Here is a 17,285-nt window from a genome sequence, read left to right as displayed (position 1 = left end):
TTTGCCCGTCATTCAAACGTAGTAACCGTTTATTCATCTTAATGACTCCTCTGCATCCGTTATACTAGCGGCATAGCATGACAGGAGTGTTTATGAATCAATCCTATGGGCGGCTGGTAAGCCGGGCCGCATTGGCTGCGACGATCATGGCGTCGTGCCTGTTAGTGATTAAAATTTTTGCGTGGTGGTATACCGGTTCAGTCAGTATTCTGGCGGCGCTGGTCGATTCGCTGGTGGATATTGCTGCTTCGCTCACTAACCTGTGGGTGGTGCGCTACTCGCTGCAGCCGGCGGATGAAGAGCATACCTTTGGTCACGGCAAAGCCGAGTCGCTGGCGGCGCTGGCACAAAGCATGTTTATTTCCGGTTCGGCGCTGTTCCTCTTTTTGACCGGTATTCAGCATCTGTATACCCCGTCACCGATGAAAGATCCGGGCGTGGGCGTTGTCGTCACGGTTATTGCACTTATTAGCACATTGATTCTGGTAACGTTCCAGCGCTGGGTTGTGCGCAAAACGCAAAGTCAGGCGGTACGGGCCGATATGCTTCATTATCAGTCTGATGTTATGATGAACGGCGCGATCCTGATTGCGCTCGGTCTGGCCTGGTATGGCTGGCATCGGGCCGATGCGCTATTTGCGTTAGGGATTGGCTTTTATATTTTATACAGTGCGTTGCGCATGGGGTACGATGCGGTGCAATCGCTTCTCGATCGCGCCTTGCCAGACGCAGAACGGCATGAAATCTTCGAAATTGTGACCTCCTGGCCTGGCGTCAGCGGCGCTCACGATCTTCGCACGCGGCAGTCAGGGCCGACCCGCTTTATTCAGATTCATTTAGAAATGGAAGATAACCTGCCGCTGGTTCAGGCACATCTGGTGGCTGAGCAGGTTGAGCAGGCGATTTTGCAGCGTTTCCCGGGGTCAGACGTCATTATTCACCAGGATCCCTGTTCAGTCGTACCTAAGCCAGGCAATGGACATTTTGAGCTTTCGTAATTCGTTGTAAAAAAGTGAACCGGGCCAGCATTTTGTGGAAAAATAACCGCCATATGGCCTGACCTGAATCAATTCAGCTGGAAGTGATTGATATACTATTTGCAGTATTCGTTGGTCGTCAGAAGTCTTCCGGCAACAGATTTCATTTTTGCATTCCTAAGTTCAGAGGTAGTCATGATTAAGAAAATCGGTGTGTTGACAAGCGGCGGTGATGCGCCCGGCATGAACGCAGCAATTCGTGGTGTAGTTCGTGCTGCGTTGACGGAAGGTCTGGAAGTTTTTGGTATCTATGACGGTTATCTGGGCCTGTATGAAGATCGCATGGTGCAGCTCGACCGCTACAGCGTGTCCGACATGATTAACCGCGGCGGTACCTTCCTGGGTTCCGCTCGTTTCCCTGAATTCCGCGATGACCGCATCCGTGAAGTGGCTATCGAAAACATGAAAAAACGTGGCCTCGACGCGCTGGTCGTTATCGGTGGTGACGGTTCCTATATGGGCGCCAAACGACTGACCGAAATGGGCTTCCCGTGCATCGGTCTGCCTGGCACCATCGACAATGACATCAAAGGTACCGACTACACCATCGGCTACTTCACTGCCCTGGGCACCGTGGTTGAAGCGATTGACCGCCTGCGCGACACCTCTTCTTCTCACCAGCGTATCTCTATCGTTGAAGTAATGGGCCGCTACTGTGGCGACCTGACTCTGGCTGCGGCGATTGCCGGTGGCTGTGAGTTTGTCGTGGTTCCGGAAGTGGAATTCAGCCGTGAAGACCTGGTTGCGGAAATCAAAGCCGGTATCGCGAAAGGTAAGAAACACGCCATCGTAGCCATCACCGAGCACATCTGCGACGTTGACGAGCTGGCGAAGTACATCGAAACCGAAACCAAACGCGAAACCCGCGCCACCGTTCTCGGCCACATCCAGCGCGGCGGCTCCCCGGGTCCTTACGACCGTATCCTGGCCTCCCGTATGGGTGCGTACGCGATTGAACTGCTGCAGCAGGGCTTCGGCGGTCGTTGCGTCGGCATTCAGAACGAAAAACTGGTTCACCATGACATCATCGACGCTATCGAAAACATGAAGCGTCCGTTCAAAGGTGACTGGCTGGACTGCGCGAAAAAACTATACTAATCAGCAGATTGTTGCCGGGTGGCGGCTACGCCTTACCCGGTCTACAAAAGCAGGGTCCGTAGGCCCGGTAAGCGAAGCGCCACCGGGCTTTTTTATGTGCACAATACCGCTTTTTATTCCCTGAAGTTATAGCCAATCTTTTTTTATTCTTTAATCATTGGTTTCCTTTCTGGCACGCTGCATTCATCAAACACAACATTAAGAGAGTGGGACGATGAACAAGTGGGGCGTGGGGTTAACTTTATTGCTGGCATCGACCAGCGTTCTTGCAAAGGATATCCAGTTACTGAACGTGTCTTACGATCCGACACGTGAACTGTACGAACAGTACAACAAAGCGTTTGCCGCACACTGGAAACAGGAAACCGGCGATAACGTGGTGATTCGTCAGTCGCATGGCGGCTCCGGCAAGCAGGCGACCTCGGTGATTAACGGTATTGAAGCCGATGTCGTGACTCTGGCGCTGGCGTACGACGTGGACGCCATTGCGGAACGCGGTCGTATCGATAAAAACTGGATCAAACGTCTGCCAGACAACTCTGCGCCATACACCTCCACCATCGTTTTCCTGGTGCGTAAAGGCAACCCGAAACAGATCCACGACTGGAACGACCTGATTAAGCCGGGCGTTTCCGTGATTACCCCGAACCCGAAAAGCTCCGGCGGCGCGCGCTGGAACTATCTTGCAGCCTGGGGCTACGCCCTGCACCACAACAATGGCGATCAGGCCAAAGCCCAGGACTTCGTGAAATCGCTGTTTAAAAACGTTGAAGTGCTGGACTCCGGCGCGCGTGGCGCAACCAACACCTTTGTTGAACGCGGCATTGGCGATGTGCTGATTGCATGGGAAAACGAAGCGCTGCTGGCGACCAACGAGCTGGGTAAAGACAAGTTTGAAATCGTGACCCCAAGCGAATCGATTCTGGCTGAGCCGACCGTCTCTGTGGTCGACAAAGTGGCGGATAAGAAAGGCACCCAGGCCGTGGCGGAAGCCTATCTGAAGTACCTTTACACCCCGGAAGGTCAGGAGATCGCCGCGAAGAATTTCTATCGTCCACGTGATGAAGCGGTGGCGAAGAAGTATGAGAACGAATTCCCGAAACTGAAGCTGTTCACTATCGATGAAGAGTTTGGCGGCTGGACCAAAGCGCAGAAAGATCACTTCTCGAATGGCGGCACCTTCGATCAGATCAGCAAACGTTAATCACCCATAGCGTTTAAAAAGCCCGGCAGAATCATACTGCCGGGCTTTTTTGTTTGTCATCAAAGTGCGTTACTCTTTTGGTTCAACCGGATACAGGGAACGCGTTGTGAAAAAAATAATTGTGCTGGCACTGATCCTCATCGCGCTTGCCGCGGGGGGCTGGTTCTGGATGAAGTCGGGTAACCCAAACGCATTACGGCATATCGTTCTCGACCAGTGTGTACCCAATCAGATGCAAAACCGTAACCCGGCGCCCTGTGTCCTGGTGAAGAGGGATGCGGGATATGTGGTATTCAAAGACCGCAACGGCCCCCTGCAATATCTTCTGATGCCAACGTACCGCATCAACGGCACCGAAAGCCCGCTTCTGACTGAGGCCTATACGCCGAACTTCTTCTGGCTGGCGTGGCAGTCGCGCAACTTTATGAGCATGAAGCGGGGTGCCAAAGTGCCTGACAGCGCCATTTCCCTGACCATTAACTCCCCAACGGGCCGTACGCAAAATCATTTTCATATCCATATCTCGTGCCTGCGGCCGGACGTGCGCGAGAAGCTCAATACTCATCAGGGGCAAATCAGCACCCAATGGCTGCCGTTTCCCGGTGGGCTGAAAGGGCACGAGTATCTGGCGCGTCGGGTGACGGAAGCGGAGCTGGTGAAACGCAGCCCATTTATGATGCTGGCAGAAGAGCTGCCGGAAGCGCGCGACCATATGGGACGCTTTGCGCTGGCGATGGCGCAGCAGGCGGACGGCTCTTTTGTCCTGCTGGCGACCGAGCGCAATCTGCTGACGTTCAACCTGGCCTCCGCTGAGGAATTGCAGGATCATCAATGTCATATCCTGAATTGACCCCACCATAAATAGCGTTTACTCCCGCTGCCTGCCGCCGTAGACTTGCTGAAAAATTCTACAGGAGACAGGCATGTCGCTCTGGATCACTCACCCGCTGTTTCTGCCCTCGCTGATTATCGTCGTCACCATCATCCTGTGGGCGACCTCGCTGTTGCCGGAATTCCTCACCGCGCTGCTGTTCTTTACCGCAGCGATGATCGCCAAAATTGCGCCGCCGGAGGTGATATTCGGCGGGTTTGCCTCGTCGGCATTCTGGCTGGTGTTCAGCGGGTTTGTGCTGGGCGTGGCGATCCGTAAAACCGGGCTGGCGGACAGAGCCGCGCGGGCATTATCGTCCAGGCTGACCGACTCCTGGCCGCTGATGGTGGCCAGCGTCGTGCTGCTTACCTATGCGCTGGCGTTTGTGATGCCCTCCAACATGGGGCGCATCGCGCTGCTGATGCCGATTGTGGCGGCGATGGCGAAGCGGGCGGGCATTGCCGATGGCTCCCGGGCGTGGTTTGGTCTGGCGCTGGCGGTGGGATTTGGCACTTTCCAGCTGTCGGCCACTATCCTCCCGGCTAACGTACCTAATCTGGTAATGAGCGGGGCGGCGGAAGGGTCGTATGGTATTCATCTCAACTATGTTCCGTACCTGCTGCTGCACACCCCGGTGCTGGGCATTCTCAAGGGCCTGATTCTGATCGGCCTGATCTGCTGGCTGTTTCCCGGCGCCCCCAAACCGGCAAAAGATCTGTCTCCGCCGGAGCCCATGGGCCGTGACGAAAAGCGCCTCGCCTGGCTGCTGGCGGTAGTACTGGTGATGTGGGTGACGGAGAGCTGGCACGGTATCGGCCCGGCATGGACCGGGCTTGCGGCATCGCTGGTGGTGATGCTGCCGCGAATTGGTTTTATCACCGGCGAGGAGTTCTCGGCCGGGGTGAACATGCGCACCTGTATTTACGTGGCGGGCATTCTCGGGCTGGCGATCACCGTGACGCAGACCGGGATCGGCAGTGCCGTGGGCGAGGCGCTGATGCGGGTGATGCCGCTGGATGCCGACGCGCCCTTCACCAGTTTCCTGGCGTTAACCGGCATCACTACCGCGCTGAATTTTATCATGACCGCCAACGGTGTTCCGGCGCTGTATACCACTCTGGCGCAAAGCTTCTCGGACGCCACCGGCTTCCCGTTATTGTCGGTGATTATGATTCAGGTGCTGGGATACTCCACGCCGCTGCTGCCGTATCAGGCGTCGCCGATAGTGGTGGCGATGGGGCTGGGAAGAGTGCCTGCGCGGGCGGGGATGCTGCTCTGCCTGGCGCTAGCGGTGGCAACCTATCTGGTGCTGCTGCCGCTGGATTATCTGTGGTTTAGTATCCTGGGACGGCTGTAAAAAAGCCCGGTGGCGCTTGCGCTTACCGGGCCTGGAGAACCCTAGGGCGGGTTAGCGAAGCGCCACCCGCCGCAAAGGTTTTTTACGCCTGTTTAGCCGCTTCTGCTGCTTTAACGATCACCGCGAAAGCGTCTGCTTTCAGGGATGCGCCGCCAACCAGCGCGCCGTCGATGTCCGGCTGGGTGAACAGCTCTGCTGCGTTCGCTGCGTTTACGGAACCGCCGTACTGGATGATTACTTGCTCAGCCACTTTCGCGTCTGCTTTAGCAATATGGTCACGGATGAATTTGTGAACCGCCTGAGCCTGAGCTGGGGTTGCAGATTTGCCGGTACCGATCGCCCATACTGGCTCGTAAGCAATGACCGCGCCTTCGAACGCGCTCGCGCCCTGAGTGGTCAGCACTGCGTCGATCTGGCGTGCGCACACTTCTTCAGTTTTGCCCGCTTCGTTTTCAGCTTCGGTTTCACCGATGCACAGAACCGGGATCAGACCCTGCTCTTTCAGTACCGCGAATTTTTTAGCGATGAATTCGTCGGACTCTTTGTGGTAGGTACGACGCTCAGAGTGGCCGATGATGATGTATTTTGCGCCGATATCTTTCAGCATTTCAGCGGAGGTTTCACCGGTGAACGCGCCAGACAGGTTAACGTCAACGTTCTGCGCACCCAGAACGATGTGGCTGCCGTCAGCGGCGTGTTTAGCCATATCCAGGTACATGTCCGGCGGAGCGATCGCAACAGCACAGCCAGTCACGCCAGCCAGCTCTTTACGCAGGTTAGCTACCAACTCGTTTACCATGTGGCGGCTGCCGTTCAGTTTCCAGTTACCCATCACTAAAGGATGTCGCATTTCAATTCTCCACGCTCAAGAGCGAATTAAGGAATATGGCCACCCGGCTGGGCAGCATGGTCTGTGAATCAGTATAGAGATTTTCCCTCGAAAGGCTTTGCTTTTTGTCATGAATTCGCCCCGCCGAGGGTCTCAGATAACGCCAGCTTAATCGGTTCAACAGCGAAGGTCAGCCCCTTTTCGCCGTTATCTGCCACCACATAGCGAACCGCGCCTTCCGTTTCGGCGTAATAACGTTTGTTTTTACCGGCAGCCAGCAGCTTTTGCAGCTTTTGCTGGCTTTGTGATTTGGTTAACGCCGGGGTGAACGCCCGTAAAATGGCGCTCATATACTCCAGCGCTTTGGCTTTGGCGGCCTTTTGCTCAGGCCCCTGAATCGGCAACCAGGTAATCTGCATACTCTTAATTTTGAGCGTTCCACGCTCCAGCGCCGTTGAGGCGTACAGATTCTCGTTAATCTTGCTGGCGGCACGGGTCAGGTTGGGGGTATCGCGGGCACCATCGATGGCGCGAAACTCATTCAGCGACAGGCCAGGGTTAGCGCTGTTGAAGGCCTCGCGGAACAGGCTAATGGATTGATCAAACGACGGCGCGCCCGGCATCACGTAGGGGGCAGTGGCAGGTGCGGAGGTCTCGGCAGCGCGCAGAGAAACGCTCGCGCACGACAGTGTTAAACCCAGCCAAATAAGGTGAAACCACATCTTCATCAATAAAGTCTCTGAATGTTACTGTCACGATTAAAACGATATCTGGCTGGCTTGTCAAAAGGATGCGACTCCAGGGTAAACTACGCTCCGCAATGATTTTAAGGAACCTGACATGACCATACAGCAGTGGTTGTTTTCATTCAAAGGGCGTATTGGACGCCGTGATTTCTGGATCTGGATTGGCGTATGGATTGTCGCCATGCTGGGTCTGTTTATTTTTGCGAATAACGCGTGGCTGAATACCCAGACGGCGGCATTCGCGCTGGTTTCGCTGCTGTGGCCGACCGCGGCGGTGTTAGTGAAACGTCTGCACGATCGTGGCCGCTCGGGGCTGTGGTCGCTGCTGGTGGTGCTGGCGTGGATGCTGCTGGCGGGCAACTGGTCGATGCTGCCCTCCATGCTGCCGTGGGCGGTTGGCAGGCTGATCCCTACCATTATTTTTGTGATGATTATTGTCGACCTGGGCGCGTTCGTGGGCACCCAGGGCGAGAATAAATACGGTAAAGATACGATCGACGTAAAGTACCGCTAATTACCAGTAGTGTTCTGCAGTCATATGGCCCGGACGGCGGCGTAAATGTTTGGTCATCTGCCGGGTCTCTTTCAGCAGCTGTTGAGTGTCGCGCACCATCTGCGGGTTGCCGCACAGCATGACATGGCTGCTCTCGGCCGTCATCGGCAGGCCAACCGCAGCTTCCAGTTCACCGCTTTCAATCAGGGCCGGCACGCGGCCGGTCAGTGAGCCCGCCACCGTTTCACGGCTCACCACCGTCTGAATTTTCACTTTCCCTTCATAGCGTTGCTGCAACTCCAGCATCTGCGGCAGGTAGCTCAGGTCCGCGGCATAGCGTGCGGCATGCACCAGCACGATATTTTTAAAACGCTCCAGGTCTTTCCCGTATTGCAGGATCGAAAGGTACGGGCCGATGGCGGTACCGGTCGCCAGCATCCACAGGGTGTCGCAGTCCGGCACTTCATCCAGCACGAAGAAGCCTGCGGCTTCACTGACTATCTGGATCTCGTCGCCGGGTTTGAGGGCCGCCAGGCGCGGGCTGAGTTTGCCATCGGGAACGGTGACAAGATAGAACTCGAGATCCGGGTTATCCGGCGGGTTGACATAGGAGTAGGCGCGCTGCACGCGTTCACCGTCGATTTCCAGCCCTAGCTTGGCGAATTGTCCGGCCGTGAAGGGATGGATGGGCGCATTGACGGTAAGACTAAATAGCGCATCGGTCCAGAACTCTACCTTTTTGACTTTACCTGTTACCCAGTCTGCCATGATGTTCTCCTGTACTGATCTCGGGTTCTATCTTCCTTACCTGAGAGAGAGATTTCCAGCCCGTGCGGGCCGGAAAGCTCAATTGATCAAACGGTTTTACAGAATGTGAGTCTGCACGTCGGGATCTTTGCGGTCGAGATAGTGAATCGACTGGATGCGGCGAATGGTGCGTGATTTACCGCGGATCAGCAGCGTTTCGGTGGTCGCCATATTGCCTTTGCGGGTGATGCCGTCCAGCAGATCGCCTTTGGTGATACCGGTGGCCGAGAAGACGACGTTATCGTTGCGCGCCATATCATCCAGACGCAGCACGGTATTGGCCTCGATGCCCATCGCGGCGCAGCGGGCCAGCTCCTGTTCACCGATACGGCGGTTCTCTTCGCTGTCGCCTTTCACTTCATGGCGGGCCAGCAGACGACCCTGCATGTCACCGTCGAGGGCGCGGATCACTGCGGCAGAAACCACCCCTTCCGGCGCGCCGCCGATGCCGTACAGCACGTCCACTTCGCTGTCCGGCATGCAGGTAAGGATGGAGGCTGCCACGTCGCCATCGGGAATAGCAAAGACGCGCACGCCCAGCTGCTGCATATGGGCGATGGTGACATCATGACGCGGTTTGGCCAGGATGGTGACCGTCAGTTCGCTCAGCGGTTTATTGAGCGCGGCGGCGATGTTACGCAGGTTGTCCGCCAGCGGCAGGTTGAGGTCGATAACCCCTTTGGCGCCCGGCCCGACAATCAGCTTCTCCATATACATATCAGGCGCGTTGAGGAAGGTGCCTTTGTCGCCCACGGCCAGTACGGCCAGGGCGTTAGCCTGACCCATGGCGGTCATGCGGGTGCCTTCAATCGGGTCGACGGCGATATCCACCGCGTCTCCCTTGCCGGTCCCGACTTTTTCACCGATAAACAGCATTGGCGCTTCGTCGATTTCGCCTTCACCAATCACGATGGTGCCGTCAATATTGACCTGGTTAAGCATAATGCGCATGGCATGGACGGCTGCACCGTCGGCGATATTTTTGTCGCCACGGCCAAGCCACTTGTAGCCCGCCAGAGCGGCGGCTTCGGTCACGCGGGAAAATTCGATAGCAAGTTCACGTTTCATTGGGTACTCGTGCGGTCAAAAGGAATTGCACGAAGTTTATCACAGAGTGGGGCGGGGTGCGGGCTGAGGACCCCTCTCCCCAAAGGGAGAGGGAATGTGAAGTGGATTACGACTCGTCGTGATCTTCCCACGCCAGCGCGCGTTTCACGGCTTTCTTCCAGCCGCTGTAGCGGAAGTTACGCTCGGTGGTTTCGATGCCCGGGCGGAATTCGCGTTCGATAACCGCTTTCTCCTGCAGCTCGTCCAGGTTCTGCCAGAAGCCGACCGCCAGACCGGCAAGGTAAGCCGCCCCCAGCGCCGTCACTTCACGCACTTCAGGACGCTCCACGCGGGTGCCCAGAATGTCGGACTGGAACTGCATCAGGAAATTGTTAGCCACCGCGCCGCCGTCCACGCGCAGGGCGTGGAGACGAATGCCGGAGTCGGCCTGCATCGCTTCCAGTACGTCGCGGGTCTGATAGGCAATTGACTCCAGCGTGGCGCGAATGATGTGGTTCGAGTTCACCCCACGCGTCAGGCCGAAAATCGCCCCGCGAGCATAGGGATCCCAGTACGGCGCGCCCAGCCCGGTAAAGGCCGGTACGACGTACACCCCGTTGGTGTCTTTCACTTTAGTAGCGAAATACTCCGAGTCGAAAGCGTCGCTGATAAGCTTCATCTCATCGCGCAGCCACTGGATAGAGGCTCCGGCCATAAACACCGCGCCTTCGAGGGCGTAGTTCACCTCTCCGCGAGGGCCGCAGGCGATAGTGGTCAGCAGGCCATGCTCTGATTTCACCGCCTTCTCGCCGGTATTCATCAGCATGAAGCAGCCGGTGCCGTAGGTGTTTTTCGCCATCCCTTCTTTCACGCACAGCTGGCCAAACAGCGCCGCCTGCTGGTCCCCGGCGATCCCGGCAATCGGAATACGGGTGCCGCCTTTACCGCCGATGTTGGTCTGGCCGTACACTTCAGAGGACTTACGCACCTGCGGCAGCATGGCACGCGGGATATCCAGCGCGTCCAGCATTTTGTCATCCCAGTCCAGATCGTGGATGTTGAACAGCATGGTGCGCGAGGCGTTGGTGTAGTCGGTAACGTGGACGCGTCCCTGAGTCATCTTCCAGATAAGCCAGGTATCCACCGTGCCGAACAGCAGTTCACCACGTTTGGCACGCTCGCGAGAGCCTTCCACATGGTCGAGGATCCACTTCACCTTGGTGCCGGAGAAATACGGGTCCACAACCAAGCCGGTGGCGCTGCGCACGTACTCTTCCATGCCGTCACGCTTGAGCTTCTCGCAGATATCCGCGGTACGGCGGCACTGCCAGACGATGGCGTTATAAATCGGTTTACCGGTTTCGCGTTCCCAGACGATGGCCGTTTCACGCTGGTTGGTGATGCCAATGGCAGCAATCTCGTCGGAACTGATATCGGCTTTCGCCAGCACTTCAACCAGCGTCGAGCTTTGCGAGGCCCAGATTTCCATCGGGTCGTGTTCAACCCAGCCTGGCTTAGGATAGATTTGCTCGAATTCGCGCTGTGACACGCTGACAATGTTCGCGTCATGATCCATAACGACAGCGCGGGAGCTGGTCGTGCCCTGGTCGAGCGCAACGATATATTTTTTGTCGGTCATTTTATGAGTCCCGTAGTCAGATTACAGCGAAGCTTTTGATTCAGTCGGGGAGAGGCTTTTTTTCTCCTCAACCACACAGGTGTCGCACGGCAGATGGCGTCCAATCAGCTTACGATAGCCGAATGCGCCCAGCGATGCCCCAACGATCGGGCCGAACAGGGGCACCAGGAAGTAGGGAATATCTTTCGCACCGGTAAAGGCCACGTTGCCCCAGCCCGCGAAGAAGGCAAAGGTCTTCGGCCCCAGGTCACGTGCCGGGTTCATGGCGAAGCCGGTCAGTGGTCCCATCGATGCGCCGATGACCGCAATCAGTAAACCAATCAGCAGCGGTGCCAGCGGGCCGCGTGGAATGCCGTTGCCGTCATCACCCAGCGCCATGATGACGCCCATCAAGATAGCGGTGATCACCATCTCCACCGCGAAGGCCTGCACAAAGTTAATATGCGGGTTCGGATAGGTTGAGAAGATGCCGGCCAGCTCGAGGCTCTCGGTACTGCCACGCACCATCTGGTGCGTCTGTTCGAAGTCGATAAACAGATTGTAATAGAGCCCGTAAACTAACGCCGCTGCACAAAAGGCACCGGCAAACTGCGCCACAATAAAGGGCACAACCTTGCGTTTATCGAAGCAGGCAAACAGCCACAGCGCGATGGTAACCGCAGGGTTAAGATGGGCACCTGAAACACCCGCCGTCAGGTAGATGGCCATCGCCACGCCCAGACCCCAGATGACGCTGATTTCCCACTGCCCAAAGCTGGCGCCCGCTACTTTCAGCGCCGCCACGCATCCTACGCCAAAGAAAATCAACAACCCAGTACCCAGGAACTCTGCGATGCACTGGCCTTTCAAGGTTGATGTTTCACTCATAATCGGATCCTGACAGAAAATTAATGGTTATTGTCATCGCAGCGATCGTCACTCTTGCCACGATGTCCTGTAGACACAGTGTTAATTTATCGTTAACGAGCAAAAACGAGAAATATCGAAATTAAAATGTGTGTGCCGCGTCAACAAAATGAGCGATAACGCGCCATTAAGTGTGCGTTAGCGTTTATACGCGGAGGCGGGCTGAAGCATTCCATTAACTAAAGTGTTAACAATTTAGGGGTATATGATGCGAACGCACCAGGAGGAGGCTGAAAAGTGTTGCAAACCGCAATCTGCGCGGTCTGCCGCTGGACAGGGAGGGCGGGGCTCCATACAATCGACACCAGGTGTTGTGCGCGTTTACGTCAAAGCGTCGCCTTGCAAATTCAGGAGAGGTAGGATTATGTCTTTAGAAGTGTTTGAGAAACTGGAATCCAAAGTACAGCAGGCGATTGATACCATCACCCTGCTGCAGATGGAAATCGAAGAGCTGAAAGAAAAAAACAACGCGCTGTCGCAGGAAATTCAGACTGCTCAGCAAGGTCGTGAAGAGCTGGAGCGTGAAAACCACCATCTGCGCGAACAGCAGACCGGCTGGCAGGATCGTCTGCACGCCCTGCTGGGACGTATGGAAGAAGTGTGATTTTCTTTCGACATAAAAAAGCATCCTGAGGATGCTTTTTTTGTTTCTGCAAAAGGCAGAGTAGAATTTGTAGGCCGGGTAAGGCGAAGCCGCCACCCGGCTTTTTGTTACTCAATATCCAGCGGATCTTCAGACAGGATAATACCGGTGTTATCGGCATACAGATGGTCGCCGGAGAAGAACGTCACCCCGCCGAAATTGACGCGGACGTCGCTTTCGCCAATGCCTTCACCTGCGGCACCCACCGGAATAGCGGCGATCGCCTGAATGCCGATGTCCAGCTCTTCAAGGTCGTCCACCTGGCGCACTGCGCCATACACCACCATGCCTTCCCACTCGTTTTGCGTGGCGAGACGGGCAAGTTCTGCATCGATTAATGCGCGACGCACGGAGCCGCCGCCGTCAATCAGCAGAATGCGACCACGGCCGTTCTGTTCGAGCAGATCGTACAGCAACCCGTTGTCCTCAAAACATTTCACCGTGATGATCTGTCCGCCAAACGATGACCGTCCTCCAAAGTTGGAAAACAGCGGTTCTACGACGTTGATATCTTCCTGGTAGATGTCACAAAGCTCAGAGGTATCGTATTTCATAGGCTTAAGGTTCAGTTGCTGCGAGTGATTTCAGTATATCGCGCGAAACGCATTGTTGGCAAAATCATCAATTGTTAATTGATATTTGTCAGCTAGTTCAGCGTCTGGCTGAGCACAATTCCCACCACGAACAACAGGTTAGTAAGCAGTGCCCCTTTTACCGTGCGTTCCAGCATTGGCGGCATGGCCGAGGCGCTCTGTTCGCGGATCACGTACCGCGCCTGTTTGACCAGCAGCGGCGTGGCGAGCACAAACAGCCAGCCCCACAGGCTGTGCAGGGAAAGCAGGTTAAACAACGCCAGACAGAGCAGGGCGCCCATCAGCAGGCAGGCATGGTAGCGGCGCGCATTTACCGGCCCAAGACGGACCGCCAGGGTGTTTTTCCCGTTCAGTCGATCGCTGTCGATATCGCGCAGGTTGTTAATGTTGAGCACCGCCGTCGCCAGCATGCCGCAGGCGGTGGCTGGCAGGAACAGGGCCGGGATCAGGGTATGTGCCTGCAGATACCAACTGCCCATCACGCTCAGCCAGCCGAAGAACACCAGCACCGAAATGTCGCCCAGCCCGATGTATCCGTAAGGGCGGGTGCCGACGGTATAGGTTATCGCCGCAACAATCGCCAGCAGGCCGAGCACGAGGAAGCCAACCGCATCCGCAGGGGTTTTACAGGCCACCAGCACCAGCGCAATCCCGGAGAGACAAATCAGCGCCACGGTGATAATCAGCGCCCGCTTCATCTGCTCCTGAGTGATCACCCCTTTCTGCATCCCGCGCAAAGGCCCGATACGGTCGGGTTTATCGCTGCCCTTAACGGCATCGCCATAGTCGTTGGCGAGGTTAGAGAGGATTTGCAGGAGCCCGGCGGTGATCAGCGCCAGCGCAGCCACCAGAGGGTCGAAATGTCCCTGCCACCACGCCAGGGCTGTGCCCACCACAATGGCGGCGAAAGCGAGAGGAAGGGTTTTAGGACGCAGGCTTTCCAGCCAGGCACGCGTACGGCTGATTTTAGTCATAGGATGTTTAGCCAATAAAAATGGGGCTTTTCAGCCCCATCATCAGTGATGAAAATGCAATGACCGCGATTATAAGATAAAACGGCTCAGATCTTCATCTGCTACTAAAGCATCAAGGTGCTTACTCACATAGTCGGCATCAATGGTAATGCTTTGACCATTCAGGTCGCTTGCATCATAGGAGATGTCTTCCATCAGGCGTTCCAGCACGGTGTGCAGACGACGTGCGCCGATGTTTTCGGTGGTTTCGTTAACCTGCCACGCCGCCTGGGCGATACGCTTGATACCGTCTTCGGTGAACTCAATGTTCACGCCTTCGGTCGCCATCAGCGCTTTGTACTGTACGGTCACAGAGGCGTTCGGCTCGGTCAGGATGCGCTCGAAGTCTTCGGTGGTCAGCGCCTGCAATTCAACGCGGATCGGCAGACGACCCTGCAGCTCCGGGATCAGGTCAGACGGCTTGGCCACCTGGAATGCGCCAGAAGCGATAAACAGAATGTGGTCGGTTTTCACCATGCCGTGCTTGGTGGAGACGGTGCAGCCTTCAACCAGCGGCAGCAGGTCGCGCTGTACGCCTTCACGGGAGACGTCCGGACCGTTGGACTCACCGCGCTTACAGATTTTATCGATCTCATCGATAAACACGATGCCGTGCTGCTCTACAGCGTCGATGGCGTCCTGCTTCAGCTCTTCCGGGTTCACCAGTTTTGCGGCTTCTTCTTCAATCAGCAGCTTCATCGCATCTTTGATTTTCAGCTTACGCGGCTTCTGCTTCTGCCCGCCCAGGTTCTGGAACATGGACTGCAGCTGGCTGGTCATCTCTTCCATGCCCGGAGGGGACATGATTTCCACGCCCATCGGCGCGGCGGCGAGATCGATCTCAATCTCTTTGTCATCCAGCTGGCCTTCGCGCAGTTTTTTGCGGAATGCCTGGCGTGCAGCAGACGGCTCTGCAGGTTGCTCTGCCTGGCCCCAGTTGTTTTTCGCCGGTGGGATCAGGACGTCCAGCACGCGCTCTTCCGCCATCTCTTCGGCGCGATAGCGGTTTTTCTCGATGGACTGTACGCGTACCATTTTGATTGCGGAATCGGTCAGATCGCGGATGATAGAGTCCACTTCTTTCCCGACATAGCCCACTTCGGTGAACTTCGTCGCTTCAACTTTGATAAAAGGCGCGTTTGCGAGTTTGGCCAGGCGACGGGCGATCTCGGTTTTACCGACACCGGTTGGGCCGATCATCAGAATGTTTTTTGGCGTTACTTCATGGCGCAGCACTTCATCCAGCTGCATACGACGCCAGCGGTTACGCAGGGCGATCGCCACGGAACGCTTGGCGTTATCCTGGCCGATGATGTGTTTGTTCAGTTCGCTGACAATTTCGCGTGGAGTCATTTCAGACATGAGAAATCCTTACGCCTTAGACGGCAATTCTTCGATGGTGTGGAAGTGGTTGGTGTAGATGCAGATATCACCTGCAATATCCAACGCCTTCACAGCGATATCGCGCGCGCCCAGGTCGGAGTTTTCCAACAGCGCGCGAGCGGCGGCCTGGGCGTACGGGCCGCCGGAACCGATAGCAATCAGATCGTTTTCTGGCTGGACCACGTCACCGTTACCGGTGATGATCAGCGAGGCATTTTCATCGGCTACCGCCAACAGCGCTTCGAGTTTGCGCAGCATGCGGTCGGTACGCCAGTCCTTCGCCAGCTCAACGGCGGCTTTCACCAGATGGCCCTGATGCATTTCCAGTTTGCGTTCAAACAGTTCAAACAGCGTGAAGGCGTCAGCAGTACCGCCTGCAAAACCGGCGATCACTTTGTCGTTATACAGACGACGCACTTTTTTCACATTGCCTTTCATGACGGTATTACCCAGCGTGGCCTGGCCATCACCGGCAATCACCACCTGGCCGTTACGGCGTACACTTACTATTGTTGTCACGAGCAGACCCCCTGGTTACAGAATCGGGAAACAGAAGCCCTGAGCCTGTGCTCAGGGCTGAATAGAATGATAGATGGGGGGGATTTTGGGGGTTTCAACCCCCGGAAGCGAGTCGAATGCAGTTTGTGTGACCTGCCATCTTCAGACGAGAGATGGTGCCATCGGCATTGTCTTTACCTTTGACCGGGCCAATCACCACGCGATTCCAGCCGTTGTTGGTGGTGATGCGTGAATCAAAGCCTTCAAAAGCCAGCTGCGCACGCACGGTTTCTGCCTGCTCTGCGCCTTTAAAGGAGCCGCACTGCACCATCCAGCGGCGTTCGTCTTTCTTCTCAGCCGTCTGCTTTGGCGCCTCTGTCTCTTTGGTGATCGGCGCGGCTTTCGGCTGCTGCGCGGTGGTATGCGCCGGGGTCTGCAGCAGATCCTGATACGGCTGATTTTGCTTAGCCAGCTGCGCTTTAGGCTGCTGAACCGGCTGCGTCTGCGCGGTACGCGGTTGCTGATACGGCTGTTCCGTTACCCGCGGCTGCGCTTTCGGCTGCTGTACCGTCTGGCTCTGCGCCCACTGCTGTTGTTGCTGTTGCTGCTGAATTTGTTGCTGCGCCTGACGTTGACGCTGGAGCGTTTGCTGGCGCTGCGCCGCCGTCTGCTCATTCCACGGCACTTCGTTGAGCTGGGTAGGCTGCTGGCGCATATCGGCCTGCATCTGAGCCAGCAGCTGACGCTGTTCGTTGGTTAACTGGGTAGGATCCACCACCTCGCCACCGGCAGAAGGTTCTGTCGGCGCGCGGACGCCCGGCTGGCGGCTCTCAAGCTCTTTGATATAGCGCCAGCGCTCTTCCGGCTTCGGTGGTAAGCCATTGCCGACAACTTTATTGCCCTGCAGCGCTTCCGCTTCTTCTTTTTTATGGTGCGTAATGAACCAGAGGCCGCCGATGAATGCCACCAGTACCGCCGCTGCAATCGCGACCATGGCAGGCGAGACCGCAGGCAGGCTGCGTTGCGGGCTCCGTGAGCTACTCTTTTTGCGTCGCGAAGGTGCCGGCTGGCCGCGACGTACATAATCTCGTTGTGCCACTATCGTTTCGCTGTATTTATTC

18 protein-coding genes are annotated in these 17,285 nt (G+C 56.3%); 7 read left to right on the top strand and 11 right to left on the bottom strand.

The features are described from left to right. Positions 1-92 precede the first annotated feature (92 nt). The 5 genes from fieF (at position 93) to ES815_RS09400 (ending at position 5,567) form a co-directional block, all read left to right on the top strand. Positions 93-998, top strand: coding sequence for a CDF family cation-efflux transporter FieF (gene fieF / locus ES815_RS09420; protein WP_142487578.1), 906 nt, complete (start codon positions 93-95; stop codon positions 996-998). Positions 999-1,172: 174 nt separating this feature from the next. Then, entirely contained in the window at positions 1,173-2,135 is a 963-nt protein-coding gene (pfkA, locus tag ES815_RS09415; protein WP_142487577.1) for a 6-phosphofructokinase, read from the top strand. 214 nt (positions 2,136-2,349) lie between these two features. Beyond that, on the top strand, positions 2,350-3,339 hold the full coding sequence (locus ES815_RS09410) for a sulfate ABC transporter substrate-binding protein (RefSeq protein ID WP_142487576.1): 990 nt from the start codon (positions 2,350-2,352) through the stop codon (positions 3,337-3,339). A gap of 106 nt (positions 3,340-3,445) precedes the next feature. Continuing rightward, entirely contained in the window at positions 3,446-4,189 is a 744-nt protein-coding gene (locus tag ES815_RS09405; RefSeq protein WP_142487575.1) for a CDP-diacylglycerol diphosphatase, read from the top strand. Positions 4,190-4,262: 73 nt separating this feature from the next. Continuing rightward, positions 4,263-5,567 carry an SLC13 family permease gene (locus ES815_RS09400; protein ID WP_142487574.1) on the top strand — a complete coding sequence of 435 codons (1,305 nt, stop codon included), beginning with the start codon at positions 4,263-4,265 and terminating at the stop codon, positions 5,565-5,567. 82 nt (positions 5,568-5,649) lie between these two features. Here the strand turns inward: ES815_RS09400 and tpiA are convergent, their stop codons facing one another. Both tpiA and ES815_RS09390 read right to left on the bottom strand, forming a co-directional pair. Then, positions 5,650-6,417: a triose-phosphate isomerase gene (tpiA, locus tag ES815_RS09395; RefSeq protein WP_106995778.1), complete on the bottom strand. Its 768-nt coding sequence runs from the start codon at positions 6,415-6,417 to the stop codon at positions 5,650-5,652. A 107-nt stretch (positions 6,418-6,524) separates the two neighbouring features. Continuing rightward, the gene (locus ES815_RS09390) at positions 6,525-7,124 is read right to left on the bottom strand and encodes a DUF1454 family protein (RefSeq protein ID WP_142487573.1); all 600 of its coding nucleotides are present in this window, start codon (positions 7,122-7,124) and stop codon (positions 6,525-6,527) included. A gap of 112 nt (positions 7,125-7,236) precedes the next feature. On the opposite strand from ES815_RS09390, the gene ES815_RS09385 reads away from it, so the two are divergent. After that, on the top strand, positions 7,237-7,656 hold the full coding sequence (locus tag ES815_RS09385) for a DUF805 domain-containing protein (protein WP_142487572.1): 420 nt from the start codon (positions 7,237-7,239) through the stop codon (positions 7,654-7,656). Here the strand turns inward: ES815_RS09385 and fpr are convergent, their stop codons facing one another. From fpr to ES815_RS09365, 4 genes are all read right to left on the bottom strand, one after another. After that, positions 7,657-8,403 (bottom strand): ferredoxin--NADP(+) reductase, encoded by a 747-nt coding sequence (fpr, locus tag ES815_RS09380; protein ID WP_142487571.1) that lies wholly within the window; start codon positions 8,401-8,403, stop codon positions 7,657-7,659. Between the two features lie 96 nt (positions 8,404-8,499). Next, complete coding sequence (gene glpX / locus ES815_RS09375; RefSeq protein WP_142487570.1) at positions 8,500-9,510, bottom strand: class II fructose-bisphosphatase; 1,011 nt, start codon at positions 9,508-9,510, stop codon at positions 8,500-8,502. A 106-nt stretch (positions 9,511-9,616) separates the two neighbouring features. Continuing rightward, positions 9,617-11,128, bottom strand: coding sequence for a glycerol kinase GlpK (gene glpK / locus ES815_RS09370; RefSeq protein WP_142487569.1), 1,512 nt, complete (start codon positions 11,126-11,128; stop codon positions 9,617-9,619). Between the two features lie 21 nt (positions 11,129-11,149). After that, a complete protein-coding gene (locus ES815_RS09365) occupies positions 11,150-11,995 on the bottom strand; it encodes an MIP/aquaporin family protein (RefSeq protein ID WP_142487568.1) in 846 nt (281 codons plus the stop codon). Positions 11,996-12,398: 403 nt separating this feature from the next. Here ES815_RS09365 and zapB point away from each other — a divergent pair, with 403 nt between their 5' ends. Beyond that, positions 12,399-12,638, top strand: coding sequence for a septal ring assembly protein ZapB (zapB, locus tag ES815_RS09360; protein ID WP_142487567.1), 240 nt, complete (start codon positions 12,399-12,401; stop codon positions 12,636-12,638). Positions 12,639-12,745: 107 nt separating this feature from the next. On the opposite strand, the gene rraA is transcribed toward zapB, so the two are convergent. The 5 genes from rraA to ftsN form a co-directional block, all read right to left on the bottom strand. Beyond that, on the bottom strand, positions 12,746-13,231 hold the full coding sequence (gene rraA, locus ES815_RS09355; protein ID WP_142487566.1) for a ribonuclease E activity regulator RraA: 486 nt from the start codon (positions 13,229-13,231) through the stop codon (positions 12,746-12,748). A 92-nt stretch (positions 13,232-13,323) separates the two neighbouring features. After that, the gene (gene menA, locus ES815_RS09350) at positions 13,324-14,244 is read right to left on the bottom strand and encodes a 1,4-dihydroxy-2-naphthoate polyprenyltransferase (RefSeq protein WP_142487565.1); all 921 of its coding nucleotides are present in this window, start codon (positions 14,242-14,244) and stop codon (positions 13,324-13,326) included. A gap of 69 nt (positions 14,245-14,313) precedes the next feature. Then, entirely contained in the window at positions 14,314-15,645 is a 1,332-nt protein-coding gene (gene hslU, locus ES815_RS09345) for an HslU--HslV peptidase ATPase subunit (RefSeq protein ID WP_142487564.1), read from the bottom strand. Between the two features lie 9 nt (positions 15,646-15,654). Continuing rightward, positions 15,655-16,185 carry an ATP-dependent protease subunit HslV gene (hslV, locus tag ES815_RS09340; protein WP_032615282.1) on the bottom strand — a complete coding sequence of 177 codons (531 nt, stop codon included), beginning with the start codon at positions 16,183-16,185 and terminating at the stop codon, positions 15,655-15,657. A 94-nt stretch (positions 16,186-16,279) separates the two neighbouring features. After that, complete coding sequence (gene ftsN / locus ES815_RS09335; RefSeq protein WP_142487563.1) at positions 16,280-17,263, bottom strand: cell division protein FtsN; 984 nt, start codon at positions 17,261-17,263, stop codon at positions 16,280-16,282. Between the last annotated feature and the right edge of the window lie 22 nt (positions 17,264-17,285).

The organism is Leclercia adecarboxylata (assembly GCF_006874705.1).
GTDB classification, from domain to species: domain Bacteria; phylum Pseudomonadota; class Gammaproteobacteria; order Enterobacterales; family Enterobacteriaceae; genus Enterobacter; species Enterobacter adecarboxylatus_C.
Note: the sequence above shows the minus strand (reverse complement) of the source record. Positions and strands in the feature narration are given on the sequence as shown.